This is a genomic window from Streptomyces sp. WMMB 322 (assembly GCF_900090145.1).
In the GTDB taxonomy this organism is placed as follows: Bacteria; Actinomycetota; Actinomycetes; order Streptomycetales; family Streptomycetaceae; genus Streptomyces.
This window is the reverse complement of sequence record NZ_FMHI01000009.1, coordinates 123652-147523: the sequence shown is the minus strand read 5'-3', so window position 1 is coordinate 147523 and position 23872 is coordinate 123652. Positions and strand designations below refer to the sequence as shown.

Genomic DNA, 23872 nt, shown 5'->3' with positions numbered 1-23872 from the left:
ACGTCAGCGCGGGAATCCCGTGATCCGATTCGCGAACCTGATGGAAGGTCCGATATCCGTGGCACAACGTGTAGTGGTCACCCTCTCCGACGATCTTGACGGCGGAGAAGCATCGGAAACGGTCTCCTTCGGGCTCGACGGGAAGTCGTACGAGGTGGATCTCAACATCGAGAACGCGAAGAAGCTGCGCGAGGACCTGGCGCGCTTCGTCGAAGCCGGCCGCAAGCGGGCCAAGTCCGGCAAGGCCTACCACCGCACCTCCGTCGCCCCCGACCCGCGCGCCGTGCGCGCCTGGGCCGAGTCCAACGGCTTCGAGGTGCCCGCCCGCGGCCGCATCCCGAAGAAGGTCTACGACGCCTTCAACGCCTCCCGTTGACCTCCGCGCCCGGCCCCCGCGGCACGTATGCGGTGCGCGCGGCGCACCCGTACCGCGGGCCGGGCGGCCCGACTTGCCACGGACCCCGGTTGATCCGCTAGAGTCGGGCCCGTCGCCGCGAGGGAAACCTCACGGAGCGCGCGGGTGTAGCTCAGTAGTAGAGCGCCCCCTTTCCAAGGGGGAGGCGCAGTGTGCGATTCCTGTCACCCGCTCTCGTTCTCGCAGGACCGGTATCGGTAACGATCAGGTACAGTGGGGGCGCACCACTCAGCAGGACCTCCCGGGAAGCCGGGAAAGAAAGCAGGGTGGAAGCAGGCGGACGTAGCTCAGTTGGTAGAGCGCAACCTTGCCAAGGTTGAGGTCGCGAGTTCGAGCCTCGTCGTCCGCTCCAGGCTCATCGGGATCTTCCGGTTCCACCGGATCGACGATTCACGAATGAGAGAGCCCCGGTCTTCGGACCGGGGCTCGTTCCGTTTCCGGACCGCAATTGCTTCTGCTTCTGCGTTCGCGGACCTCCTTCCCACGCGTGCACCCCGGGTGTGCGGACCTCCCTGCCCGCGCATGAGGTTCGTCATACGCACTCGTGACAGCACGCACCAGGTGACCGCCGATCCCCGCGGAAGACTGAGTGCATGGATGCGATCGAGGTCGATGGACTCAAACGGCGATATGCGAAGGGCTTCGAAGCCGTGCGCGGTGTCTCGTTCTCCGTACGGGAGGGCGAGATCTTCGCGCTGCTGGGCACGAACGGAGCGGGCAAGACCTCCACGGTCGAGCTGCTGGAGGGCCTGGCACGGCCCAGCGGCGGCACCGTGAAGGTGCTCGGCTTCGACCCGTACTCGGAGCGCGCCGCGGTGCGGCCCCGCAGCGGCGTGATGCTCCAGGAGGGCGGCTTCCCCTCCGAGCTCACGGTCACCGAGACCATACGGATGTGGGCCGGCTGCACCAGCGACGCCCGACCGATCGGCGAGGTGCTGGCCCAGGTCGGGCTCTCCGACCGGCGCTCGAACGTCCGCGTGAAGCAGCTCTCCGGCGGTGAACGAAGGCGCCTGGACCTGGCGATGGCGCTGGTCGGACACCCGGAAGTGCTCTTCCTGGACGAGCCGACCACCGGCATGGACCCCGAAGGGCGCCGGGACACCTGGGAGTTGGTGCGCGAGCTGCGCAGGGCCGGCACGACAGTGCTGCTCACCACGCACTACCTGGAGGAGGCCGAGGAGCTGGCCGACCGGCTGGCCATCATGCGCGCGGGACGCGTCGTCACCGCCGGCACCCCCGAACAGGTCGTCGCGGAGCGGCCGTCCAGCATCCGCTTCACGCTGCCGGACGGGCTCTCGCCGCAGCATCTGCCGCCGTCGCTGCCCCCGGCCACGCTGCGGGACCGGCGCGTGGAGATCCGTACGCCGCATCTCCAGGCGGCGCTGACCGATCTGCTGCTGTGGGCGCGGCAGACAGGGGTCGAACTGCCCGGGCTGCACGCCCGCACCGCGACCCTCGAAGAGGTGTTCCTGGAGATCGCGCAACTGCCCGACGAGACGGACGAGGACGGCCGGGCCGCGGAAGGCGGCAAGCACGGCGCCGGTACGGCAGCCGGTGACATGGAGGTGGAGCGCGTATGAGCAGCACGGACGCCGCCACGGTGAAGGCGCCGGGGACGATGGACACTTCGGCGGTCTGGCGCAGGCTGCGCTCCCTCGGGCGGGCCGAACTGACCCTCCTCATGCGCAACAAGGCGATGCTCTTCGTCGCGCTCGCGACCCCGGTCCTGCTGACGGTCCTGATGCGCCAGACCATCAGCGGCATGAGTCTCAAGGGCACCGGACTGTCGATGGGGACAGTGCTGATCCCGGGATCGATCGGCTATGTGCTCGTCTTCGCCGTCTACGCCAACCTGACGGGCATCTACGTCACGCGGCGGGAGGAGCTGGTGCTCAAACGGCTGCGCACCGGTGAGGCGAGCGACGGCGAGATCCTCACGGGCAGCGCGCTGCCGTCACTCGTACTGGCGCTGGGGCAGTGCCTTCTGCTGCTCGGCGGGGGCGCGGTCCTGCTGGACCTGGCGCCGCCGGAGCGGCCGGAGCTCGTCGCGGCCGGGCTGCTGCTGGGGCTGGTGCTGATGGTGCTGCTGGCGGCGGTGTCCGCCGCGTTCACGCGAACCACGGAAGCCTCGCAGATCACCACATTCCCCTTCATGGCGGTCTCCTTCGTCGGATCCGGAGTGGTGGTCCCGCTGGATGTCATGCCGGATGCGCTGGCCAATGTGTGTTCACTGCTGCCGGTGTCACCGACGATGGAGCTCGTACGCAACGGCTGGGTCGGCACGCTCAGCGGCATGGACACGGTGAAGGCGCTGACGGTCCTGGTGGCGTGGATCGTCCTCGGGACCGTGGCCGTGCGGCGCTGGTTCCGCTGGGAGCCGCGACGCTAGAGGGATGATGAGGAGCACGGGCACGTGATCGGCTGGTGGGGGGTCGCCCCGAAGTACCGCCGCTGGCAGGAGCGCAGCAGCCACGAACAGGTGGAGGCGTCCACGCGGTGGATGCTCGTCGCGTACGCCTGGCTCACGCTCGTCGGCTTCGTCGTGCAGCTCGTACCGGAGGCGGGCCCCGGTGCTCTTCCCCTCACCCTCGCCTGGACCGTCCTCGCGCTGGGCCTGGTGCAGTGCCTGCTGTGCACGGGCCTGCTGCACCAGGCCGTCGACAGCTATCTGGGCACGAGCAGCGTCACCGGTGCCCGGCTCGCGGCGCCGGCGGCTCTGGTGGGTGCGACCACCGCGCTGACGGTCGCGCTCGTCGCGATCGGGGCGGTCGAGGGCGGACTGAACGTGGGCCTCGGGCTGCACGGGACGCTGGCGCCGTTCGCCGTCACCTTCGGTGTGGCTGTGCCGAGGAGGACGGCGGCGCTGGCGCTGTGCGGCTACCTCGCCGCCGTGGCCGCCGCGCTCGCGGCGGCGGGACTGCCGGGGGCGGGCGTGCTCGCGGCCCTCACCGTGGGGGGCCTCGGCGGCATTCTGTCCGTCTTCACCGGCCGCTCCTCCGCCTGGTACATCGCCGTCATCAGGGAACTGGAGGAGGCCCGCGGTGTGCAGGCGAGGCTGGCCGTCGCCGAGGAGCGGCTGCGCTTCAGCCGCGACCTGCACGACGTGATGGGGCGGAACCTGTCGGCCATCGCGCTCAAGAGCGAACTGGCGGCCCAGCTGGCGCAGCGCGGGTCCGACGCCCGGGCCTCCGTCGAGCAGATGACCGAGGTGCAGCGCATCGCCCGGGAGTCGCAGTCGGAGGTGCGGGCGGTGGTCCGCGGCTATCGCGAGGCCGACCTTTCCACCGAACTCGCGGGCGCCCGCGGGATTCTGCGCGCCGCCGGCGTCGACTGCCGTACGGACAACGGCGGTTCACTGATTCCGGGCCCGGTCCAGGCCGCCCTCGGCTGGGTCGTGCGGGAGGGGGCGACGAACGTGCTGCGGCACGCGGACGCGACATGGTGCACCGTGTGGGTGGGCACGGACCCGGCGGGCGGCAGCGCCCTGCTGGTGATGGAGAACGACGGCACGCGCGGCCGGCCGCCCGGCGGGCGTGCGGGCTCGGGGCTCGCGGGCCTGCGGGAACGTCTCGACGGGGTCGGGGGCACGCTGCGCGTGGCAGGTGACGGCGAGCGCGGTACATTCCGGCTGACGGCCGAGGTCCCGCTGGCGGCCGGGAACGGGACCGACGGCGAGGACGGGGCCGGGGACGCGGCCTGGGACGGGGCCGACGGCGGGAGCGGAACCGGGGGCCGGGACGGGCCCGGCGGAGACGGGACAGCGGACCGGGACGGGGCGCGGGCAGGGACCGTCACGGGCCCGGCAGGCCCGGACCGGGCCGGCTCCACCGGCACTTGCGGCACCGGCAACGGCACCCACGGCACCGGCACCGGCCCCGGCACCGGCACGTACGGGAAGGACATGGCGGAGTGAGCGGCGGGCGAGACGGGGGCAACGACGGCGGGGGCCCGGACGGCGGCCCGGACGGCGGCATCCGCGTGCTGCTCGCCGACGACGAGCATCTGATCCGCGGCGCCCTGACCGCGCTCCTCGCCCTGGAGGAGGACCTCACGATCGTCGCGGAGGCCGCCTCCGGGCCCGAGGCGGTCGCCATGGCCCGCGCGCACACCCCGGACGTGGCCGTGCTGGATCTCCAGATGCCCGGCGCCGACGGTGTCCAGGTCGCGACGCAGCTGCGCGACGAGCTGCCCGGGTGCCGGACGATGATCGTGACGAGCCACGCCCGTCCCGGCCATCTCAAGCGCGCGCTCGCGGCGGGCGTGCGGGGCTTCGTGCCGAAGACGGCTTCCGCGCAGCAACTCGCGGAGATCATCCGGGCCGTGCACGGCGGAAGCCGCTACGTGGACCCGGAGTTGGCGGCGGACGCCATCAGCACCGGCGACTCGCCGCTGACGGCCCGCGAGACCCAGCTGCTGGGCCTCGCGTCGAACGGGGCTCCCGTCGCGGACATCGCGGAGCGTGTCTCGCTCACGCCCGGGACGGTGAGGAACTATCTCTCCGCGGCGACCGCGAAGCTGGGCGCGGAGAACAGGCACGCGGCGGCGCGCATGGCGCGCGAGCGAGGCTGGCTGTGACGCGGGGGCCGGGGCCGGCCCGGGCTCCCGCGTTCCTCGCCCGCGTCCACGGTGTGCGGGGCCGGGCGGCGGTGCGCCGGGATGCGCCCCGATACGTCAACGGGGCTCACACGCGGACGAATTCGGACCATTCAGCAGTGGTGCACCATGACGGGACATCCATTCCCGAGGCGGATATCTTTGGCAATCCCCTGCTTACCCTCGTGCCAATTCTCAACAATTGAGGTTTACTTGAGCTTGCCGAGCGGCAAACCGTAAACAGGCTTCGACCGACTGCCAGATGGTCCAGGCCTTTTTCCTGCGTGGCATGAAGCTGACGCTTCGCATTGCAGCAAACTGTCACGGATTCCCCTTCTGCCGCGCACTCCGTGCTGGCATCTTCATCCCTGCGGAAGCGAACCTGGGCATTCACGGGGAGGCAAGCGTGCGCTAGACCCGCTTCGCTGCAGTTTGCGGTGACGACCGAAAGCTCAATCGACGGGGGCTCCGCGCCCGATGACCACCCTGAGCTACCTGGCTTCGACCACTTTCGCGAGAAAACAGCCAGTCATGTCCCACAGGCTCGGAGGAAACTCATGCTTGAAGAGAAGCTGAATCTGCAGATTCAGGACCAGCTGCACGAGGGCCACGAGGGCGAGATCGCCGAGGAAGCCGCTCCGGTTCTCGCCACCCCCGCGCTCGCGGGCGCCTTCGTCGGCGGCGCGGCCGTCGTGACCGGCGCGTACGCGGCCGGCAAGGCCGTCGGCTGACCAAGCGCGTTACCCCGGCCGGCCAACTCGGTCCGGCCGTCGACCACTTCCTCCCCCACGGGCCCACGGCCCAGGGACTCCGGAGGATCCGGAACAGAACAGGAGTACGCACATGAAGGATGTGACTTCGCAGATCAACGAGTCGGCAGAGCTCGCCTCCGTCGACATCGCCGACACCGAGGGTGTCGTCTTCACCGACTACACCCCGGTGATGGGCACCCCCGGCGCCTTCCTCGGCGGCGTCGCCATCGCCTCGGCGACGGTTGCGGCCTTCGAGGCGGGCCAGGGCTGATCCCGGCTCGCACCCGCTAGTCGCACGGCCCCGCAGTACCCCCTTCTGCAGGGCCTTGTGAGATCGGGGCTCCGCCCGGTCGGCCGGTCCTGACACCGGCCGACCGGGTCACACCATCACCTCTGAAGATTTCTTTCAAGAGGCCGAATTGGTCTTGGCCGATGATTTCCCCGCTCCTTCCTGATTCTTTGCACTCGTCGCAGCAACCGACTTCGCACCACGCCGTCCGTCGTTGACGCGATTCAGACGCCACCCCCACTCCGACCACACTCGCCACCCCCTCTCGGGAACACGGGAACCGAGGAGACCGACGTGAAATCGCTTGCCAAAAAGCTGACCTCGACATTTCTCGGACCTGTTCCGGTCTCCCGCGGCCGCGCGCTCGCCATTTCGGAGCGGCTGACGGCAGTGACGTCGCTCACATCGAGCCTCGAATACATCACCCACCAGCGGCAGATACGCAAGGGCGGACTGAACGACTGGACCATCGCGCGCGGAATGCACGCCTCGTCCACCCGGCCCACCCGGCGCATTCTGGACGCAGTCGGAAATCCCGGGACGACGCGGGCGCTCCACGTCGCACGCATTGCCGCGAGCGCCGCCCTGCTGGCCCCCGGAAACGCGCGCTGGCGCGGGGCCGCCAACATCTTCCTCGGGCTGAGCAACGCGGCCCTCTATCCGCGCCACCGCTACGGCACCGACGGATCGGACCAGGTCTCCTCGTTCGTGCAGACCGCCGCCGGCCTGGCCCGTCTGTCGACACAACCCGCCGTGCAGGACGCCCTGTTGTGGTACGTGGCGCTCCAGGCGAACCTCTCGTACCTGGTGTCGGGCTGGGTGAAGCTGCTGGGGCAGCCCTGGCGTGACGGGTCCGCGCTCAACGGCATCATGCGCACCCGCACATACGGGCACGAGGGGATGTGGAACCTCACCAACCGCTACCCCGTGCCGGCCCGTTACCTCGCTCACGGCGTGCTGGCACTGGAGTGCCTCTTCCCCGTGGCGTACCTCAAGGGCGGCATGCTGGCACGGCCCGTCATGGCGAGCGCCGCCGCGTTCCACGTGGCCAACGGCTACTTCATGGGGCTCGGCCGCTTCATCACCGCCTTCGAGGCGATGCACCCGATGGTCGCCTACACCAGCACCCCCAGGAGCCACCCCGCCGTGGCGGGGCGCGACGACCGGATGCTGAAGGCCACGGCATCCATGGCGGCGATCGGCGTGACCGTCGCCGGCTTCCTCGCGGCGATGCGGCGCATGCGGGCCACCGACCCCTGGCCCCACGGCCGGGTGCTCACCACCCGCCACGGCAACGAACTCCACTACAACGAGCGGATCTCCGAGGACGACAGCTCTCCGGTGCTCGTCTTCGGCACCGGCATGATCTCCACGATGGAGCACTTCGGCTGGATCACCGACAAGCTGGTCGAGGAGAGCGACTACGGGATCATCACCTACAGCCGCGCCGGCTACGGACCGAGCAAGCGCCGCTGCGCCGGCCCGTTCACCCTCCAGGAGTCGGTGGACGACCTGGTCGACCTGGTCGAGGGCGCCGTCGCGAAGGGACGGCCCGTGTATCTGGTCGGCCACTCGCTCGGCGGCGAGATCGGCCGGCGGGCGGCGGCCGAACTCGGCGACCGCATACGGGGCGTGATCTACCTCGACAGCTCGCACCCGGACGAGCTGTCCCGCTCCAAGCAGCAGAAGGAGTCCGCCGAAAGGCTCAAGGAAGGCCTGAGCATGTTCAGCGGCAGCCTGCGGGCCGGGCTCGGGGCCACGCTGGTCCGTCCGCGCTGGGTCCACGACCTGCCCACCGAGGTGCGCAGCCGCGCCTTCGCGCAGTACGCGGACAGCAGGATGTGGCGGGCCGGGCTGCGCGAATGGGACGCCACCGAGGCCGACTTCCACCGGTTCAGCGGCGATCTGCCGCCGATCTCCTCGCATGCGCTGGTGCTCTCGGCGCAGCGGACCGTCGACCGCGACCCCGAACAGCTGCTGATGCACAACGAACTCGGCGCGGCCCACCGGGGCGAGGGGCGCATCGTCCGCAACTCCGTCATCGAGGCGGCCGAGCACGACACGATGCTCACCGACGCGCGCCTCGGCGGGGAAGTGGGCCGCCGGATCCTGGAGTTCCTGCGTGAGGTCGAGGGCGACGACGCGGACGGCGGCCGGGCCGGGGGCAGGCACAGCTCCAACGGGAACCAGTCCAAGGAGGCACGATGACCAGCACCCGAACCCCGGCTGCTCCCGGCTCGCTCACCGGGACCCTGGTGCGCGCGGCCCGCTCCGGTCTGTCCACCGCGTTCACCGGGCCGGGCGGTCTGACGCGGGCGGCGGGGGCGGCGCTGCTGCTGGGCACGCTGTCGGCGCAGCATCCCAATCCGCTGTTCAACAAGGCCCAGAAGCTGGACATCTTCTCGGCCATGTTCCCCAACTGGCGCTTCTTCGCGCCCACTCCGGCGCAGCACGACTACCACATCCTCTACCGGACGCTGAATCACGAAGGGGAGACCTCCCCCTGGCGGATGGTGGAGGTCATCGTCGGCCGCAAGCTCCCGCAGATGTTCTGGTTCCCGGGCCGCCGCCCCGAGAAGGCCATCTTCGACATCGTCACCGAACTCATCACCCAGCTCGACAAGGGCTTCAGCGGGATGATGAAGCTCCCCTCCTACCGGATTCTCTGCGCCTTTCTGCGCCACCGCATCCGTGAGGACGGCAACGCGGAGGGCGTGAAGGGTTTCCAGTTCACGCTCGTGCGGGCGACCGGGTACGAGGAGACCGAGCCGGAGGTCGTCTTCGTCTCCCCGTACACCCGGATGAAGGGTCCGGACGAGACGGCGGCCGGCGACACCTCCGGCTGGGGCCCGTCCTACGAATCACACATAAGGGATGACTCACGCGGGGAGGTACCCGCACAGCCCGCGTGAGCAGCAGTACGCACAAGTGTCCGCCTGCGCGCCTGCGTCGGCGGGTGAACCACCACCTGATTCCGAAAGGGGTCGAAGCACATGAGCATGGGCTCGATCGTCATCTTCGTCATCGCCATCATCGTCGTCGCCGCCATCGCGCTGAACGTCTCGAAGAAGAAGAAGTAGCCGCCCCGGCGCCGAGAACACACGGCAAAGCCGGACGACCCGAGCCGCCGGGGAACCCGAAAGCCCCGGCGGAGCACAGCGGAAGACCCGCACCACAAGACCGAGAGGGGGCCCCTGATGAGCTCTGTGGACGACATAGGCTACGGGCGGCAGTTCGGAGACTTCTACGACCGGATCTTTCCGAGCGGCGCCTACACCGAGCCGACCGTGCGCAAGCTCGCCTCCCTGCACCCGAGCCCCGGTGAACGCGCCCTGGAACTGGGCGTGGGCACCGGACGGGTGGCGATACCGCTGGCCCAACGGGCCTTTCCCGTCACCGGAGTCGACTCCTCGCCGGAGATGCTTCAGCAGCTGACGGCCAAGGCGAAAGACGCGGACGCCGACGTCGAAGCAGTGCACGGCGACATCCGCAAGTACACCGACGACAACAAGTACAAACTCGTCTACTGCGTCTGCGCGACCCTCTCCATGGTCCTCGAAGCCGACGACCAGCAGGCCGTCATGCAGCACGCGGCCGACCGGCTCGCTCCCGGCGGCGTCCTCGTCGTGGAGACGTCGAACCCGGGCGGCCTGCGGGCCCTCCACGAGGGGCAGCAGCGCACCTCGTACTTCATCCCCTACCCGGAGCCGAACACGGGGCTGCTGACGTACTCCACCGTCTTCGAGGACCGCAGCCTCTGGCACGCCTCGCACATCTGGTTCGAGGACGGCAAGTCCTCCGTCGGCTCCGAACTCGCCCGGCTCACCACGCCGGAGGAGGTGGACGAGTACGCGGCAGCCGCCGGCCTGAAGCCGGTCGACCGCTGGGCGGACTGGGAGGAGACGCCCTACGCGGAGGACTCCCCCATGTTCGTCAGCACCTACACGACGAGGTGACCCCGGCATGAGCAGCACCGTGGAGGCGAAGGACACGACGGAGACCGAGGCCCCCCGGGCGGAGGATCCGCCGGAGTACCTGGGCCCGGCTCACGCGCGCAGACGGCGGGGCGGGACCGGTCCGGCCGCCGTCTGGTATCTGGCGCGCCGCCACCGCGGGCTGCTCGCCGCGGGCATCGTCATCGGCCTGGTCGGGGTGACGGCGCAGCTCGCACAGCCGTACGCGATCGGGGAACTGATCAAACAGGCGGCGGAGAACAAGCCGCTCACCACGGCGGTCCTCATCCTCGTGGGTCTGTTCTGCGTGGACGGCGCGTTCTCCGCGCTCCAGTCGTACCTGATCGGGCGGGCCGGGGAGAACGTCGTCTACGACGTGCGCATGCTCCTCACCAGGCGCCTGCTCCACGTGGATTTGGCCGCCTACAGCAAGCAGCAGCAGGGCGACGTCCTCACACGCACCGTCGCCGACACCTCGCTCGCGAAGATCGCGCTGTCACAGAGCCTGGCGCAGCTCGTAATCAACGGGTTCACGGTCGTGGGCGGCGTCGTCGTGATGTTCCTGATCGACGTGTGGATGATGCTGATCACGCTGGCCTGCCTGGGCATCGCCAGCGGCGTCTCGCTGGTGCTGGCACGCAGCGTGCGCAGGGCCGCGGTCGTCAACCGCGAGGACACCAGCGCCTACGGCTCGGACGTGCAGCGTGCGCTGTCGGCGCTGCCCACGGTCAAGGCGTCCCGCGCCGAGAACCGTGAGACGCACCGCATCGGCCTGCTGGCCTGGCGGGCACGCAACTCCGGGGTGCGGGTCAACGGACTCAACGCGCTGTTCATGCCTGCCATGAACGTCGGTACGCAGGCGGCGCTCGCCGTCGTCGTCGGTGTCGGCATGACCCGGGTGACCCGGGGGACGATGTCGATGGCGGATCTCACCGCCTTCGTGATGTATCTCTTCTACATGGTCTCCCCGCTGGTGCTGTTCTTCCTGGCCATCGGCCAGTTCCAGCAGGGGCGCGCCGCGATCCGGAGGGTCGACGAGCTCACCACGCTCCCGCAGGAGGGCGGCGTTCTCGACAGGATGCGGCACCGGCCGAAGGCGCCGTCCAGCGCGTCGCTCTCGGAGGACCAGGACGCCGTCGAATTCCGCTCCGTGCACTTCACGTACGGCGGCAAGGACGCAGGCGCGGCGAAGGCCGCGAAGAACGGCACGAACGGCGACGGCGCAGCGGCGGACGAGACCGCCGGCGAGCAGCCGGCCGAGACCCTCTCCGACATCACCTTCTCCGTGCCCGCCCGCGGGATGACCGCGGTCGTCGGCCCGTCCGGTGCGGGCAAGACCACGCTCTTCCAGCTGATCGAGCGTTTCCACGCTCTCGACTCCGGAAGCATCACCGTCGGCGGCAAGGACATCGAGACCATGCCGCTGGCCACGCTCCGCGGCCTCGTCGGCTACGTGCAGCAGGACACCGCGGCCATGCGCGGCACCGTGCGGGACAACGTCGTGTACGCGAAGCCCGACGCCCGCGACGAGGACATCCGCGAAGTCATCGAACTCGCCGGACTCACCAAGGTCGTCGACGATCTGCCCCAGGGGCTGGACACCGAACTGGGCGACCAGGGCAGCGGACTCTCCGGCGGGCAGCGGCAGCGCCTGTGCATCGCGCGGGCCCTGCTGCAGAAGCCGGCGGTGCTCCTCCTCGACGAGGCCACCTCCCACCTGGACTCCGACTCCGAACGGGAGTTCCGCGAGACGCTGCGCAAGGTCTCCGCCCGCTGCGCCGTGATCGCGATCGCGCACCGCATCTCCACCGTCGTCGACGCCGACAAGATCGTGGTGATGAACGAAGGCCGTGTGCAGGCCACGGGCCGGCACGACGAGCTGATGAAGCGGGACGCGCTCTACCACCGCCTCGCCAACTCCCAGCTGCAGGCCGCCACTTCCGCCGCCTCGTGGCCCATGGACCCGTCCGGGACGGCGGTGTCCGCGGACACCGCGAGCCGGAACGGGACGCCGGTGGCGAACGGCACGCCCGTCGGCGGGCCGCGGTGACACAGGCGGTCGACGCGGCGATCGTCGGCACCGGCCCGAACGGGCTCGCCGCGGCGGTGACGCTCGCGCGGGCGGGCCTGCGCGTGGAGCTCCACGAGGCCGGGGAGTCCATCGGCGGCGGTCTGCGCGGCGAGCGGTACTTCGACAGCGACGTCCTGCACGACGTGTGCTCCGCCGTCCACCCCATGGCCGCCGCCTCCCCGTTCTTCCGCGAGTTCGACCTCACCCCGCGCGGCGTGGAACTCCTCGCCCCCCGGATCGGCTATGCGCACCCTCTGGACGACGGACGCGCCGGCCTCGCCCACCCGGGCCTGGACGCCACCTGCGAGAGCCTGGGCGAGGACGGCGCGCGCTGGCGGCAGTTGATGGAGCCGCTGGTCGAACACAGCACGGGCCTGGTGGACTTCATCATGAGCGGCCAGCGTTCCCTGCCGTCGGACCCCGTCGCACCGCTGCTGCTCGCGGCGCGGCTGCTGCCCCGGCGGCTGCTGAGCGGCTTCCGCGGGGACGTGGCGCCGGCGCTGCTGACGGGAGTCGCCGCGCACGCCGTGGGCAAGCTGCCGTCCCTCTCCGCGGACGCCGTCGCGATGCTGCTGGGGCACCTCGCCCACGCGACCGGGTGGCCGCTGCCGCGCGGCGGCAGCGAACGCATCGCCCGGGTCATGGCGGACGACATCCGCGCCCACGGCGGGAGCATCCACACCGGCTCGCGCATCAGCAGCCTGCGCGAACTCGGCCACGCGCGTGCCGTCCTGCTCGACACGACTCCGGCCCAGCTGCTCACTCTCGCCGACGGCCGTCTCCCGGCCCGCTACGCACGGCAGTTGAGGCGTTTCCGCTACGGGCCGGGCGCGGCGAAGGCCGACTTCCTCGTCTCGGAGCCCGTCCCGTGGACCAACCCGGACGTGGGCCGCGCCGGCACCGTCCATCTGGGCGGCAGCCACACCGCGATCGCCCGTCAGGAGCGGCTGGCCGTGCGGGGGGAGGCCACCGACGAGCCGTTCGTGCTGCTCGTGGATCCGGCGGCCACCGACCCGGGGCGGGCGCACAAGGGCAGGCGTCCCGTGTGGGCGTACGCGCACGTGCCGAACGGCGATCCGCGCGACCCGGTGGCCCTCGTGCGCTCACGCATCGAGAGGTACGCACCCGGCTTCGGCGACACGGTGATCGCGGCACGCGGCGTCTCCGCCCGCGACTACGAGACGTACAACCCCAACTATGTGGGCGGGGACATCGGGTCCGGCGCGATGACGCTGTACCAGTCGCTGGCCCGGCCGGTCCCCAGGCTCGACCCCTGGCGCACGCCGCTGCCCGGCGTCTTCCTCTGCTCCGCCTCGACGCCGCCCGGGCCCGGTGTGCACGGCATGTGCGGCCATCTCGCGGCGCTCTCGGCGCTGCGGCACCGCTTCGGGGTGCGTGAGGCGCCGTCGCTGGCGCCGTCCATGGGCCCCGCCGCGTCGGGCGCCCGGGCCTGAGCCCCCACTTGAGCCCCGGACGCACGCGCGCCTGAGCCCCGACCGGAACCCGGGCGCACGCGCGCCTGAGTCCTACGTGTCCGAGCCCTGCGTGGCCGCGTCCCGCGTCGTGTCCGAGTCCCGCGTCGTGTCCGAGTCCCGCGTCGTGTCCGGGGCGCGCCCGGGCCGCGCCGCGTCCGCTCCCGCATCCTTCCGGCCGGGTCGAACCGGCCTCCGCTTCCCCGCCGTTGGTCCCGCCAGCAGGTCCGCCACCGGCTCCCGTTCCGCCGCTCCGGCGCCGGCTCCTGCCCGTTGGCCGCGGGCACCCGCTGCGCCGGTCAGATCCAGCCGCGCTCCCGCGCCAGCAGCGCCGCCTGCGGCCGGTTCCCGGCACCGAGGAGCTGCATCAGGTCCGCGATGTAACGCCGGTACGTACGTACGGACACACCCAGATCGCGCGCTCCCGCCTCGTCCTTGCCTCCGGAACACATCGCGCGCAGCACCATCCGTTCCAGTTCCGAAGGGGTGTCGGCGTCGGATCTCCACTCCCCGAGCAGCGACGTCAGATCCTCCGACTCGGCCCAGATGGACTCGAAGAGGGCGAGGATGTTGGAGACCAGTCCGCTCTCCTGCGCGAACAACGCGCCGGGAGCGGTGTCTTCGGGGTCGACGGGGACGACGGCCGTGCGGCGGTCGTACATCTGTATCTTCGCCGTGGTGTGGGTGACCAGCCGTATCCGCGCCCCGTACGACTCCAGCTCCCGCAGATAGGCCACGGTCGGCTCGTGGTCGAGGGCCTTGCGGACGAGGACGGTGCGCACCGTCAGCCCTCTTCGCAGGCAGCGCAGCACGCGCGGGCGAGCCTCGTCGATCTCGTCCTGGCGCAGCGCGACCCCGGGCTCCACGAGGGCGACTTCCTCACGGGCGAAGAAGGCCAGGTCGTCGATGCGGTCGCGGATTTTCGCCGGGTCGGTGACCTGCTCGATGCCGACGACGGCGGGCTCCCGCACCTCGCCCCGCTCCGCACGGAGCGACGCCACCAACGGCTGGAGCTGCGTGACGCGTTGAAGCTTCTCGTGCAGCTCGTGCAGGCGCAGATCGAGCAGCCTGGCCACCGCCACGTCCGGGTCCGCCGCGGCGAGCCCCTCCTCCCCCGCCTGGCCCCGCCCGCCGGTGGCGCCCACGGATCGCAGCAGGCCCAGTTCACGCAGTCTTCGCAGCTCCCTGCGTGCCGTGTTCGGAGGCAGACGGAGCTGGTCGATGAGGCCGTCGAGTCCTATGCCGGGCTCCCTCAGACAGAGCCGGTACATGTGTTCCTGCTCCTCGGTGAGACCCAGATAGGACATCTCATTCGTACCCACGGTGAATTCCCCCTGCCCGGTCGCCCCGCCTGGACCCGTGCACGTGGGCGGTGGTCAGAAGTTGAGCACCCACATGCGGAACAGAACACCGAGCATAGAAAAAACGAAGGCGCCGAACACCCCTCGGAGGGATACCTTTTCGAAAGGGCCCTTCATTTACTGCGCATCTGCCCCCGTATGCACCCTCCCGGACGGACGATTCAACTCCGGGTAAAGCGCCGTGCGTTCAGCTCGTGGATCACACGGGATGCGCAGACGCCCCACCGCGACGCGCAGTGGGAGGGGCCCACGGGAGGGGCCCACGCTCGTGATCAGTTCACCTGTTCCCAGCCGAGCCCCGTGAGCATCCGGTACGCCTCCGCGTACTTGGTGCGGGTCTGTTCCACGACGCTCTCCGGGAGCGGCGGCGGGGGCTCCTCCCCCCTCCTGTCCCACCCGGACTCCGGGCCTGACAGCCAGTCGCGGACGAACTGCTTGTCGAACGACTCCTGCGCCTGCCCCGGCTGCCACTTGTCCGCGGGCCAGAAGCGGGACGAGTCGGGGGTGAGCACCTCGTCGCCGAGGACCAGGCCGACGTCCGACTCGGCCTGCACACCGATGCCGTCGCCGCGGTCCGCTCCGTTCGCGTACCCGAACTCGAACTTGGTGTCGGCGAGGATGATGCCCCGGTCGAGGGCGACGTCACGGGCGCGCTGATAGACGGCGAGCGTCAACTGCCGCAGCTGGGCGGCGGTCTCCGCGCCGACCTCGCGCGCGACCTCCTCGTAGCTGACGTTCTCGTCGTGGTCGCCGACCGCCGCCTTCGTGGCGGGCGTGAAGATCGGGCCCGGCAACTCGGAGCCGTCGGTGAGCCCTTCGGGCAGTGCGAGCCCGCAGACCGTGCGGGACTGCTCGTACTCGGCGAGACCCGAACCCGTCAGATAGCCGCGTGCGACGCACTCCACCGGGATCATCCGCAGCGAACGGCACACCATGGTGCGCCCCTCCCAGTCGGCCGGGGCGCCCTCGGGCACGTCGGTGCCGAGGACGTGGTTGGGGACGAGGTCGGCGAGCTGCTCGAACCACCACAGCGACAACTGGGTGAGGATCCTGCCCTTGTCGGGGATCTCGGTCGGCAGCACCCAGTCGTACGCCGAGATGCGGTCGCTGGCCACCATCACCAGGTCACCCGCCTCGTTGCGGTACAGGTCGCGCACCTTGCCTGTGTGCAGATGCAGCAGGCCCGGGACCTGCACGGGGTCGGGCTTCTCCACGAATCCGGACACGAGTCCTCCGGGGTCGGTTCAGGGTCTTCCCCGGTGCCCCGGGCACCTCCCTGGAGCCCTCCCGGCGAGCGCGGGGAGAGGCGAGGGGGAGCGAGGGACACACCGCAGGAAGCGCTTCGGCTCCCGATTGTCCCGTACGAGGGGTTCGCACACCTCTCGGGGCCCGGCGGACCGGCGGCGGTCCGGGCCGCCGCCGGTCGCTTCGGCGCCTCGCACGCCTGGCTCCCGCGGCCCTCGCCCTCAGTTCCGCTTGCTCACCCGGTCGAGGAGGTTGGCCGTCGCCCGCTGGATGCGGGGATCGACATGTCCGGGCCGGTCCAGCGCCGGCGACCAGGCGAAGGTGCCGGAACAGAAGACCAGCGCGCCGGAAGGAGCCCGGTAGAGCGACGTCTCCTGGTGGCGGCGGACACCCCGCACGTCGCTGTACGGGGAGTGCGCGAGCAGCGCGCGCTCGGAGTGCTCCGGCAGGCCCGTACGGGGGAAGTAGCAGTCGGCCTCCCCCGCGACCAGGCCGGGCAGTTCGTCTCCCTCGGCCGCCCCGGTGGACTCCCACAGCCAGTGGCCGCCGTTGCGCACCACCAGCGGGTACGGGCGGGGGACCTGGCCGGTGTACTGGATGCCCAGCACGAGCTGTTCGGGTTCGCCCATGGTGCGCCACTGGGCGGCGCGGCCGGGGCCGCGGCGCTTGCGGCACGTCAGCAGCCGGTCGGGGGCGCCGCCGGGCAGCGGGTCCAACTGCACCTGCCAGAACATGGTGTTGGCGGACAGGAAGACCAAGGAGGTGCCCGCGTCACGCGCCCGTTCCACCGCACGGCGCATGGGCACCGTCCAGTACTCGTCGTGGCCGGGGAAGACGACGCCCCGGCAGCGGGACGGATCGACACGGCCCGCGTGCAGATCGCGGGCGTCCGCGTATGCGAGGTCGTAGCCGTGGCGCTCGGCCCAGCGGATGAAGTCGTAGGCGTGACCCACGTGCAGGGGCAGGCCGGCCCCGGCGTACGGGCGGTCGAAGGAGACCGTGACGGCCGCGTCCGCCTCGCCCAGCAGCCGGCCCTCCTCGTCCCATGCGTGGTAGAGGCTGGCGCCCGTGCGGCCGTCCTCGGGGAAGAGGTTGTAGGCCTGCCACGTGATGTCCGGCATGACGAGGAGAAGATCCCCGGGGGTGCGGTCGCGGACGGTGAAGGGGATGTGCGAGCGGTGGCACCCGTCGGCGGTGGTGAGGACCGCGACGTAGGCACCGGTGGACCAGTCCTCGGGAATCTGCAGCCGCCAGGAGAGCCACCAGTGGTGGCAGGAGACCGTCCTCCCGGCGGCGAGCGGGTCGGGCTGGCGGATGCCCGACAGGCGCGGGCTGGTCGTGATCTTCCGGGCGCCGTCGCCGTCGTAGTGGCCGATGCGGTAGATGTCGACGCCGAAGGACTGGGGCGGGTCGACGGTGATGCGGAAGTCGAGCGACTCGCCGGGGGCCGTGCCGCCGTCGCTGCCCGCGAAGCCCTTGATCTGGCAGTGCAGGTCGTCCGCGGTGCGGGGGCGGCCGACGCCCGTGCTGCGCCGGATGCGCTCGCCGGCGAGCACGTCCTCGAGGCCGGTGTGGTCCACGTACCAGGGGACCATGCGGCCGTTGTCGAAGTACTGCTCACCGAAGCGCAGCCAGGGAAGCGGTCCCTGCCCGAACGGGTCCGTGACCGCGTGCGCAAGCGCCCCGGACTCCCATCGCCGGATGTCTGCCTTGCCCACCTCTGCCCCAACCCCCCTGCTTGTCGACGCCCCCGACAGAGCCGCACCGTCACATTACGCGAGCAGCACGTCACCGCCCGGCATCATACGAGGCGTACGGGCTTGTCCGGCCTGACCCCCACGAGTGCCATCCACTCCCGCAGCGGCTCGGCGTCGCCGCCCTCGACGAGTTCGAGCACGGGGCCCGTCAGGTCGGCCGTGCGCGCACCGTCGACGAGCAGCGCCGGACCGTCGAGCCAGTCGAGGCCGGGGGCGGCTCCCGCGGTGTCCACAGCCGCGCAGCAGATCAGCGCTGTGATGTGCTCCGTCATCAACTCCCGCCCGCTGCGGGGCTCATGGAGCGGGAGACCCATGGGCGAGACACCGGCGCCGTCGCCCGGGCGCGCTATCAGCGGCGCCACGAGAGGGTCCTCCCACGACTCGTGCGACGACTCGCGCGCGACGGCGGCGCCTATGCGGGCGGCCAGCTCCTCCGTGCGGGCCTCCGCGCCGTCCGTCAGCCACTCCATGATCCGGGCCGGTGTCGCTCCACCGCCGACCGCGCCGCCGCCCGGCCGGTCCAGCGCCGCGAGGTGCGTGAAGAGGCGGGATGCGCGGGTGCGCCAGATGCGGTCGACGACCTCCTCCGGATACTTCTGCCAGTCGACGGGCGCCCAGTCCGGGCCCGGCTCCGGCGGGCCGCCGTGGAAGAGGCGGGCGGCGAGCAGCGAGACCGCCTCGTCGACGGCACCCGGCTCGTCGAGCAGATCGCAGGCGGGCCGCTCGCCGAGGCGCGAGGTGAAGCCCTCGGCGAGACTGTCACGGTGGGAGAGGTCGGTCAGCGCGGAGACGACTCCCGCGTCGAGGCGGGCCGGCCACCGGCCGATGCGCCAGGCGGGCAGGGCGACCCGCGTCAGCAGCCTGTCCCAGCCCGCGTAGGCGAGGCCAACCTGCTCCTGCGCCGCCGTGCGCAGCGCGTGATCCACACCCTGTGCACGGGCTGCGGCGGCTGCGGCGACCCCGCGCTCCATCTCGGCCGCGTGCGGCGCGCAGGCCCGCAGCATCAACCGGGCGCAGCCGCCCGCGAAGCGGAGCCACGCGCGGCGCACCGCGGCGCCGGGCCCGCCCGCGCCGGGGCGCCCGGCGTGCACCTTGTCGGCGACGGCGACGGCCGCGTCCAGCCCACGCACGAACCGGCGGGCGGCGGCTATGTCCGGGTGCAGGGAAGGCCCCGTGCCCGCGACCACGGGCGCCAGCAGGGCACGCAGCTCCGCCACCCTCATCCACCACAGGAACGGCGAGCCGATGACCAGCACGGGGGCCACGCGCCCCCGTGTGCGGTGCGAGCGGTCCTCCAGCCAGCTGTCGCAGTCCGGGGTGAGGGCCACGGCGGAGGGAACCGGCACCTCCAGCCGCTCGGCCAGGTCCCGCACCAGGTCGTACAGGTCGGCGGCGGAGGCCTCCTCCACGGGAACGGTGGGGGAGACGGCCGGACGCGACCGTGCGATCACGGCCGCGACGCCGCCGGCCACCGCCAGGGCCAGCGCCGCCAGGCCGGTCACGGCGAGCCGGACGCCCGACCAGCCGGGGCCGATCCGGCCCGTCGTCTCGGCGGCGAGAAGTATCACCGCGGCGGCCGCGGGCAGCAGCGCGAGAGCGAGCGCCGTGCCGCGGATGCGGAGCACGGAGAGAGCGTGCGAGCGCGCGGAGCGCGTCCCTGCCTGGCGGCCCACCACGAACTGCTCACCCCCATCACGACGTGTCCGGTTTCCCGGGTTTCGGTGGTCCCACTGTGGCACCGCGCGCCGACACCGCAACGTGCGCAGGGCCACTCGGGACTGGGCCGGGCACGGCCGAGAAGGCAGAGCCGGGCACGGCCAGAAAACAGGGCCGCGAACGCCCATACGGCTTGCGCGGAACCCTAGTTGGGGGCCTGTCAGCCGTCAGCCGCTCCGGTGTCCGGTCACTCGATGGAATGGCTTTGGGCAGAGCTCTTGCGTCACCGGGGGGTGAGCAGGGTGCCCGTCCTGTCCCCGCGTGCCCTTTATGGGGGGTGCGGTCGGCTATGGGCGTGCGGTCCGGTATGGGCAAGTGGGCCGCCGCGGCCGTGGCGCGCGGCCGTGGCGCGCGGGGCGTCCTCGATGGCGCGGTCGCCGGCGGCCACCGGGCGGCCCTGGGCTTCGCCTACTGCTCCGCCGCCCCGGCCGCAATGTCCGTCCGGTGGTGCGAGCCGTCGAGCCGGATGCGCCCCAGCGCCCGGTAGGCCCGTTCGCGTGCTCCGGAGAGCCCCGGCCCCGTCGCGGTGACGGACAACACCCGGCCCCCCGCGCTGACGACGCGCCCCTTCGAGTCCCGCTTGGTGCCCGCGTGCAGCACGTAGGCCTCGGGTGCGTCCTGCCGGGCCACCGCGTCCAGCCCCTCGATCACGTCACCGGTTCGGGGCGTCGCCGGATAGTCGCGCGCCGCGACGACGACGGTGACGGCGGCCTCCTCGCTCCAGCTCAGCGGCGGGAAGCCGGCCAGCCCTCCGGTGGCCGAGGCGTGCAGCAGCCCGGCCAGCGGCGTCCGCAGCCGCGCCAGTACGGCCTGGGTCTCCGGGTCGCCGAAGCGGGCGTTGAACTCGATGACGCGCACACCGCGCGAAGTGATCGCGAGGCCCGCGTAGAGCAGCCCGGAGAACGGCGTTCCGCGGCGCCGCAGTTCGTCGACGGTCGGCTGGAGCACCGTCTGCTCGATCTCCTGCACGAGCTTCGGGTCCGCCCAGGGCAGCGGCGAATAGGCGCCCATTCCACCGGTGTTGGGGCCCTCGTCGCCGTTGTAGGCGCGCTTGAAGTCCTGAGCGGGCTGGAGCGGCACGACGGTCTCGCCGTCCGTCACCGCGAAGAGCGAGACCTCGGGCCCGTCCAGGAACTCCTCGATGACCACCCGCTCACAGGCGCGGGCATGCGCGCGGGCCTCCTCGATGTCGCCTGTCACGACGACTCCCTTGCCCGCGGCGAGCCCGTCGTCCTTCACCACGTACGGAGGACCGAAGGCGTCCAGCGCCTCGTCGGCCTCCTGCGGCGTGGTGCACAGCCGGCTGCGGGCGGTCGGCACGCCCGCAGCCGCCATGACCTCCTTGGCGAACGCCTTGGAACCCTCCAGCTGCGCCGCCCGCGCCGACGGGCCGAACACGGCGATGCCGCGCGCCCGTACGGCGTCCGCGACACCGGCGACGAGCGGCGCCTCCGGTCCGATGACGACGAGGTCCGCCCTCACCTGCGGCGTCTCCGCGAGCGCCGCGACCGCGGAGCCGTCCGTCGCGTCCACCGCGTGCAGCGTGGCGACCTCGGCGATGCCTGCGTTGCCGGGTGCACAGTGCAGCGCGGTGACCTCGGGGTCGAGCGAAAGAGAGCGGCACAGGGCGTGTTCGCGGGCGCCGCCGCCGATGACCAGAATCCTCACGGGAGCAGCCTAGACGTCGGCCTGCACGTCCTTCACGGGGCACTCTTTCGAGTGAGAGTGGAATCCGTCCTATACCTGAACAGTGCGCATTTCGGTGGTACTTCGTCCGCAAACCGGCAGTGCGCCCCCACTTATGGCGGTAGGAAGGGCCCTTCGAAAAGTCGTCGTCGTGGCGCGTGTGTTGTGGGGTGTGGCGGTGAGCAAGCCGGAGATGCGGCCCGGGGCGGGACGGGCGTTCCCGCTCGGTGACTGGGGTGAGCCGGGGGAGCGCCTCGACGAGCTGTACGTATGGGTGGAGCAGCGCGCGCTGATCGTCGCAGACTGGTATCTCTCCGACCGCACCTGGAAGCAGTGGGGCGCGCGTGCCCTGCGCACCGGTGTGTCCCTCGGCGCCGCCGGCGCCGCGGTGCTGCCCCTGCTGACCCTGACCGGGACGCTGCCCGCGCGGCACGCCGTGTGGGGCTATCTGGCGCTGCTCGGCGCCCTGGCGTGCGTGTGCGCCGACCGGTACTTCGGGCTGACCTCGGGCTGGATCCGCGACGTCGCGACCGCGCAGGCCATCCAGCGGCGACTGGAGACCCTGCAGTACGACTGGGCGTCGGAATCCGTGCGCGAGATGCTCGGACCGGCGGAGGGCGGGGCGAGCGAGGCGGCGGAGCGCGGCCTGTCGCTGCTGCGCCGCTTCACCGAGGACGTCTCGGAGATCGTGAGGAGTGAAACCGCCGACTGGATGCTGGAGTTCAGGGCCGCTCCCGCGGCGCCGGCCCCGCAGGCGGTCGGTACCCGGGCGGCGCGCCCCGCGGAGGTCTGCGCCGCCGGACACAACGTGCACCGCTTCCCCGCCCCGCCGGGGTTCCGGCCGAGCATGCCCCGCCAGCGACCGCCCGAGGGGCCGCTGTGACGGCCGCCTTCCGGCCCGGGCCGGAAGGCCGCGCACTTGTGCCGGGAGGCCGCGCACTTCGCGTCAGCTGAAGACGATCATCGACCCCTGGGCCAGGCTCCGCGTGGCCGCCGCGTGCAGCCCCAGCCACACGTGCCGCTCCCGCGCGAACGGCCCGTCCCCGTGGGCGACCGGCGTCTCCGCCGGCTCCGCCAGGTCCGTGGGCCGCGTCGGGGCCTGCGGCACCGGCGGCGGCGCGGCCGGGTCGATGCCCAGGTACGGTGCGACGGCCTCCAGTTCACGCAGCAGACCGTGGCTGGAGCCCAGCGGCCCGCCGCCGTCTATCAGTTCGTCGTTCGCGAGCGGCACGGGGAAGTCGAGGGGCACGTATGCGCCCGCGTGGTCGTAGTGCCACACCAGGTGGGACTGCTGCACCGTCGTCTCGAACATCTCCAGCAACTGCTCGTAGTCGCCGCCCAGTTCGTCGACGGGGGTGACCTCGAGGTTGCACATCTGCAGGATGTGCGCGCGGCGCAGGAAGTGGAGCGCGTCGTAGTCGAACCCGGCGACGGGCGCAACGTCCCCCGACAGGCCCGGCATGTAGTTGTAGACGGGCACGGGCGGCAGTCCTGCTTCCGTCAGCGCCTTGTCGTACGTGGCGATCTCCTCGGCGAAGGGGTTGTCGGGGCTGTGGCACAGCACGTCGACGAGAGGAACCAACCAGAGATCACATGCCAAGGGATTCTCCACCCTTCCCTTCGCTTCGCCGGGGGAGTTCCCGGCCCGGTCGCAACAGCGTAGTGCCGACGGCGGTGACGTGGGGAAGAGCGCCGGTACCGGTCACCCCGGCCGCGGTTCCGGCCGTGGGAGCACCGCTCCGGCCCCGGTTCCGGCCACCGTTCCGGCTACAGGAGCGCCAGTTCCGGCCGCGGCTCCGGCCACAGGAGCACCGCCTCCGGTGCCGGCCGCGCGGACGCCGGAGCCGGTGCCGGTGCCGGCCGACGCGCGGGCCGGGCTCACGGACCGAACCCCGAGGCCTTGTCCGCCAGCGCCAGCGCGTGCCGGTGGTAATCGGACATGATCCGCCGCGTCTCCTCCATGTCCTCGCGCTCCAAGGCGTCCGCCAGTTCCCTGTGCCCCGACCACAGCCGGTTCACCAGATCCGGGTCGCTGCGCAGGCAGGGCACGCTGCAGACCCAGCACTGCACGCGGAGCCGGTCGAGGAAGTCCGAGATGTAACGGTTCCCGATGACCTCACCCAACTCCCGCCAGTAGCGCAGGTCGTAGCCGATCAGCACGTCGAGGTCACCGGCGCGGGCAGCCCGCACCGCGGCCTCCGCCCGGCGCCGCACCGACGCGAGGACCGCGTCGTCGAGCGTGAGCATCGGCACCGGCCCGTCGGCCGTGAAGTAGCTGTGGAACAGCCCGTCCAGCACCGCCATCCGGGCCTTCACCATCGACCTGTAGTCGTCGACCGTGAACTCGTGGACGCGGAAGCCGCGGTGCTGCTCCACGTCCAGCAGCCCCTGCGCGGCAAGGTCGACCAGCGCCTCGCGCACGGGTGTTGCGGACACCCCGTACTGCTCGGCGATCTCCTTGACCGTGAAGTGGCTCCCGGCCGGGAGTCTCCCGGCCAGGATCTCGTCCCGCAGAGCGCCGGCGAGCTGCGCCCGCAGCGTACTTCGCTTGATCATCGGCTC

General features: G+C 71.6%; 20 protein-coding genes and 2 tRNA genes. 15 read left to right on the top strand and 7 right to left on the bottom strand.

All coding sequences use genetic code 11. From position 1 onward, the window contains the following. Positions 1 to 58: 58 nt before the first annotated feature. The 14 genes from H180DRAFT_RS16385 (at position 59) to H180DRAFT_RS16325 (ending at position 13527) form a co-directional block, all read left to right on the top strand. Positions 59 to 376: a histone-like nucleoid-structuring protein Lsr2 gene (locus H180DRAFT_RS16385; protein WP_074466846.1), complete on the top strand. Its 318-nt coding sequence runs from the start codon at positions 59 to 61 to the stop codon at positions 374 to 376. A gap of 140 nt (positions 377 to 516) precedes the next feature. After that, positions 517 to 588: transfer RNA gene (locus tag H180DRAFT_RS16380), tRNA-Gly, on the top strand. Between the two features lie 103 nt (positions 589 to 691). Next, positions 692 to 767 (top strand) — tRNA-Gly (locus H180DRAFT_RS16375). Positions 768 to 1008: 241 nt separating this feature from the next. Continuing rightward, entirely contained in the window at positions 1009 to 1995 is a 987-nt protein-coding gene (locus tag H180DRAFT_RS16370) for an ABC transporter ATP-binding protein (protein ID WP_055486816.1), read from the top strand. Next, entirely contained in the window at positions 1992 to 2804 is an 813-nt protein-coding gene (locus H180DRAFT_RS16365) for an ABC transporter permease (protein WP_079100154.1), read from the top strand. The genes H180DRAFT_RS16370 and H180DRAFT_RS16365 overlap by 4 nt, the downstream gene beginning before the upstream one ends. Before the next feature lie 24 nt (positions 2805 to 2828). Then, positions 2829 to 4328: a sensor histidine kinase gene (locus H180DRAFT_RS16360; protein ID WP_055486815.1), complete on the top strand. Its 1500-nt coding sequence runs from the start codon at positions 2829 to 2831 to the stop codon at positions 4326 to 4328. Positions 4329 to 4393: 65 nt separating this feature from the next. Next, positions 4394 to 4990 (top strand): response regulator transcription factor, encoded by a 597-nt coding sequence (locus H180DRAFT_RS16355; protein WP_055486888.1) that lies wholly within the window; start codon positions 4394 to 4396, stop codon positions 4988 to 4990. Positions 4991 to 5565: 575 nt separating this feature from the next. Beyond that, the gene (locus tag H180DRAFT_RS29845; RefSeq protein ID WP_175437784.1) at positions 5566 to 5739 is read left to right on the top strand and encodes a hypothetical protein; all 174 of its coding nucleotides are present in this window, start codon (positions 5566 to 5568) and stop codon (positions 5737 to 5739) included. A gap of 112 nt (positions 5740 to 5851) precedes the next feature. Then, a complete protein-coding gene (locus tag H180DRAFT_RS16350; RefSeq protein WP_055486814.1) occupies positions 5852 to 6031 on the top strand; it encodes a hypothetical protein in 180 nt (59 codons plus the stop codon). 312 nt (positions 6032 to 6343) lie between these two features. Further along, positions 6344 to 8257 carry an alpha/beta fold hydrolase gene (locus tag H180DRAFT_RS16345; protein ID WP_079100153.1) on the top strand — a complete coding sequence of 638 codons (1914 nt, stop codon included), beginning with the start codon at positions 6344 to 6346 and terminating at the stop codon, positions 8255 to 8257. Further along, positions 8254 to 8961 carry a hypothetical protein gene (locus H180DRAFT_RS16340; protein WP_074466837.1) on the top strand — a complete coding sequence of 236 codons (708 nt, stop codon included), beginning with the start codon at positions 8254 to 8256 and terminating at the stop codon, positions 8959 to 8961. The genes H180DRAFT_RS16345 and H180DRAFT_RS16340 overlap by 4 nt, the downstream gene beginning before the upstream one ends. Positions 8962 to 9246: 285 nt before the next feature. After that, a complete protein-coding gene (locus H180DRAFT_RS16335; protein ID WP_055486813.1) occupies positions 9247 to 10005 on the top strand; it encodes a class I SAM-dependent methyltransferase in 759 nt (252 codons plus the stop codon). 7 nt (positions 10006 to 10012) lie between these two features. Beyond that, on the top strand, positions 10013 to 12052 hold the full coding sequence (locus H180DRAFT_RS16330) for an ABC transporter ATP-binding protein (protein WP_074466836.1): 2040 nt from the start codon (positions 10013 to 10015) through the stop codon (positions 12050 to 12052). Further along, positions 12049 to 13527: a phytoene desaturase family protein gene (locus H180DRAFT_RS16325; RefSeq protein ID WP_055486886.1), complete on the top strand. Its 1479-nt coding sequence runs from the start codon at positions 12049 to 12051 to the stop codon at positions 13525 to 13527. Before H180DRAFT_RS16330 ends, H180DRAFT_RS16325 begins: the two co-directional genes overlap by 4 nt. Before the next feature lie 317 nt (positions 13528 to 13844). On the opposite strand, the gene H180DRAFT_RS16315 is transcribed toward H180DRAFT_RS16325, so the two are convergent. The 5 genes from H180DRAFT_RS16315 to purD all read right to left on the bottom strand — a co-directional run bounded on the left by H180DRAFT_RS16315 (position 13845) and on the right by purD (position 21292). Next, complete coding sequence (locus tag H180DRAFT_RS16315; RefSeq protein ID WP_254666046.1) at positions 13845 to 14867, bottom strand: helix-turn-helix domain-containing protein; 1023 nt, start codon at positions 14865 to 14867, stop codon at positions 13845 to 13847. A 311-nt stretch (positions 14868 to 15178) separates the two neighbouring features. Beyond that, on the bottom strand, positions 15179 to 16132 hold the full coding sequence (locus H180DRAFT_RS16310; RefSeq protein WP_055486810.1) for a phosphoribosylaminoimidazolesuccinocarboxamide synthase: 954 nt from the start codon (positions 16130 to 16132) through the stop codon (positions 15179 to 15181). A 240-nt stretch (positions 16133 to 16372) separates the two neighbouring features. Further along, positions 16373 to 17869 carry a N,N-dimethylformamidase beta subunit family domain-containing protein gene (locus H180DRAFT_RS16305; protein ID WP_055486809.1) on the bottom strand — a complete coding sequence of 499 codons (1497 nt, stop codon included), beginning with the start codon at positions 17867 to 17869 and terminating at the stop codon, positions 16373 to 16375. Positions 17870 to 17952: 83 nt separating this feature from the next. Beyond that, positions 17953 to 19533, bottom strand: a complete 1581-nt coding sequence (locus H180DRAFT_RS16300; protein ID WP_254666045.1) for a hypothetical protein — start codon at positions 19531 to 19533, stop codon at positions 17953 to 17955. A 499-nt stretch (positions 19534 to 20032) separates the two neighbouring features. Next, positions 20033 to 21292: a phosphoribosylamine--glycine ligase gene (purD, locus tag H180DRAFT_RS16295; protein WP_055486807.1), complete on the bottom strand. Its 1260-nt coding sequence runs from the start codon at positions 21290 to 21292 to the stop codon at positions 20033 to 20035. 211 nt (positions 21293 to 21503) lie between these two features. Here purD and H180DRAFT_RS16290 point away from each other — a divergent pair, with 211 nt between their 5' ends. After that, positions 21504 to 22193 carry an SLATT domain-containing protein gene (locus H180DRAFT_RS16290; RefSeq protein WP_079100164.1) on the top strand — a complete coding sequence of 230 codons (690 nt, stop codon included), beginning with the start codon at positions 21504 to 21506 and terminating at the stop codon, positions 22191 to 22193. 63 nt (positions 22194 to 22256) lie between these two features. Here the strand turns inward: H180DRAFT_RS16290 and H180DRAFT_RS16285 are convergent, their stop codons facing one another. Together H180DRAFT_RS16285 and H180DRAFT_RS16280 are read right to left on the bottom strand one after the other, a co-directional pair. Beyond that, the gene (locus H180DRAFT_RS16285) at positions 22257 to 22910 is read right to left on the bottom strand and encodes a hypothetical protein (protein WP_055486806.1); all 654 of its coding nucleotides are present in this window, start codon (positions 22908 to 22910) and stop codon (positions 22257 to 22259) included. Between the two features lie 278 nt (positions 22911 to 23188). Beyond that, positions 23189 to 23866, bottom strand: a complete 678-nt coding sequence (locus H180DRAFT_RS16280) for a GntR family transcriptional regulator (RefSeq protein ID WP_055486805.1) — start codon at positions 23864 to 23866, stop codon at positions 23189 to 23191. Positions 23867 to 23872 lie beyond the last annotated feature (6 nt).

Bases quoted from the DNA above. Each gene is read 5' to 3' on its own strand.
- H180DRAFT_RS16370 (WP_055486816.1), top strand. From the start codon at position 1,009: ATGGATGCGATCGAGGTCGATGGACTCAAACGGCGATATGCGAAGGGC.
- H180DRAFT_RS16365 (WP_079100154.1), top strand. From the start codon at position 1,992: ATGAGCAGCACGGACGCCGCCACGGTGAAGGCGCCGGGGACGATGGAC.
- H180DRAFT_RS29845 (WP_175437784.1), top strand. From the start codon at position 5,566: ATGCTTGAAGAGAAGCTGAATCTGCAGATTCAGGACCAGCTGCACGAG.
- H180DRAFT_RS16350 (WP_055486814.1), top strand. From the start codon at position 5,852: ATGAAGGATGTGACTTCGCAGATCAACGAGTCGGCAGAGCTCGCCTCC.
- H180DRAFT_RS16340 (WP_074466837.1), top strand. From the start codon at position 8,254: ATGACCAGCACCCGAACCCCGGCTGCTCCCGGCTCGCTCACCGGGACC.
- H180DRAFT_RS16335 (WP_055486813.1), top strand. From the start codon at position 9,247: ATGAGCTCTGTGGACGACATAGGCTACGGGCGGCAGTTCGGAGACTTC.
- H180DRAFT_RS16330 (WP_074466836.1), top strand. From the start codon at position 10,013: ATGAGCAGCACCGTGGAGGCGAAGGACACGACGGAGACCGAGGCCCCC.
- H180DRAFT_RS16290 (WP_079100164.1), top strand. From the start codon at position 21,504: ATGCGGCCCGGGGCGGGACGGGCGTTCCCGCTCGGTGACTGGGGTGAG.
- H180DRAFT_RS16280 (WP_055486805.1), bottom strand. From the start codon at position 23,866: ATGATCAAGCGAAGTACGCTGCGGGCGCAGCTCGCCGGCGCTCTGCGG.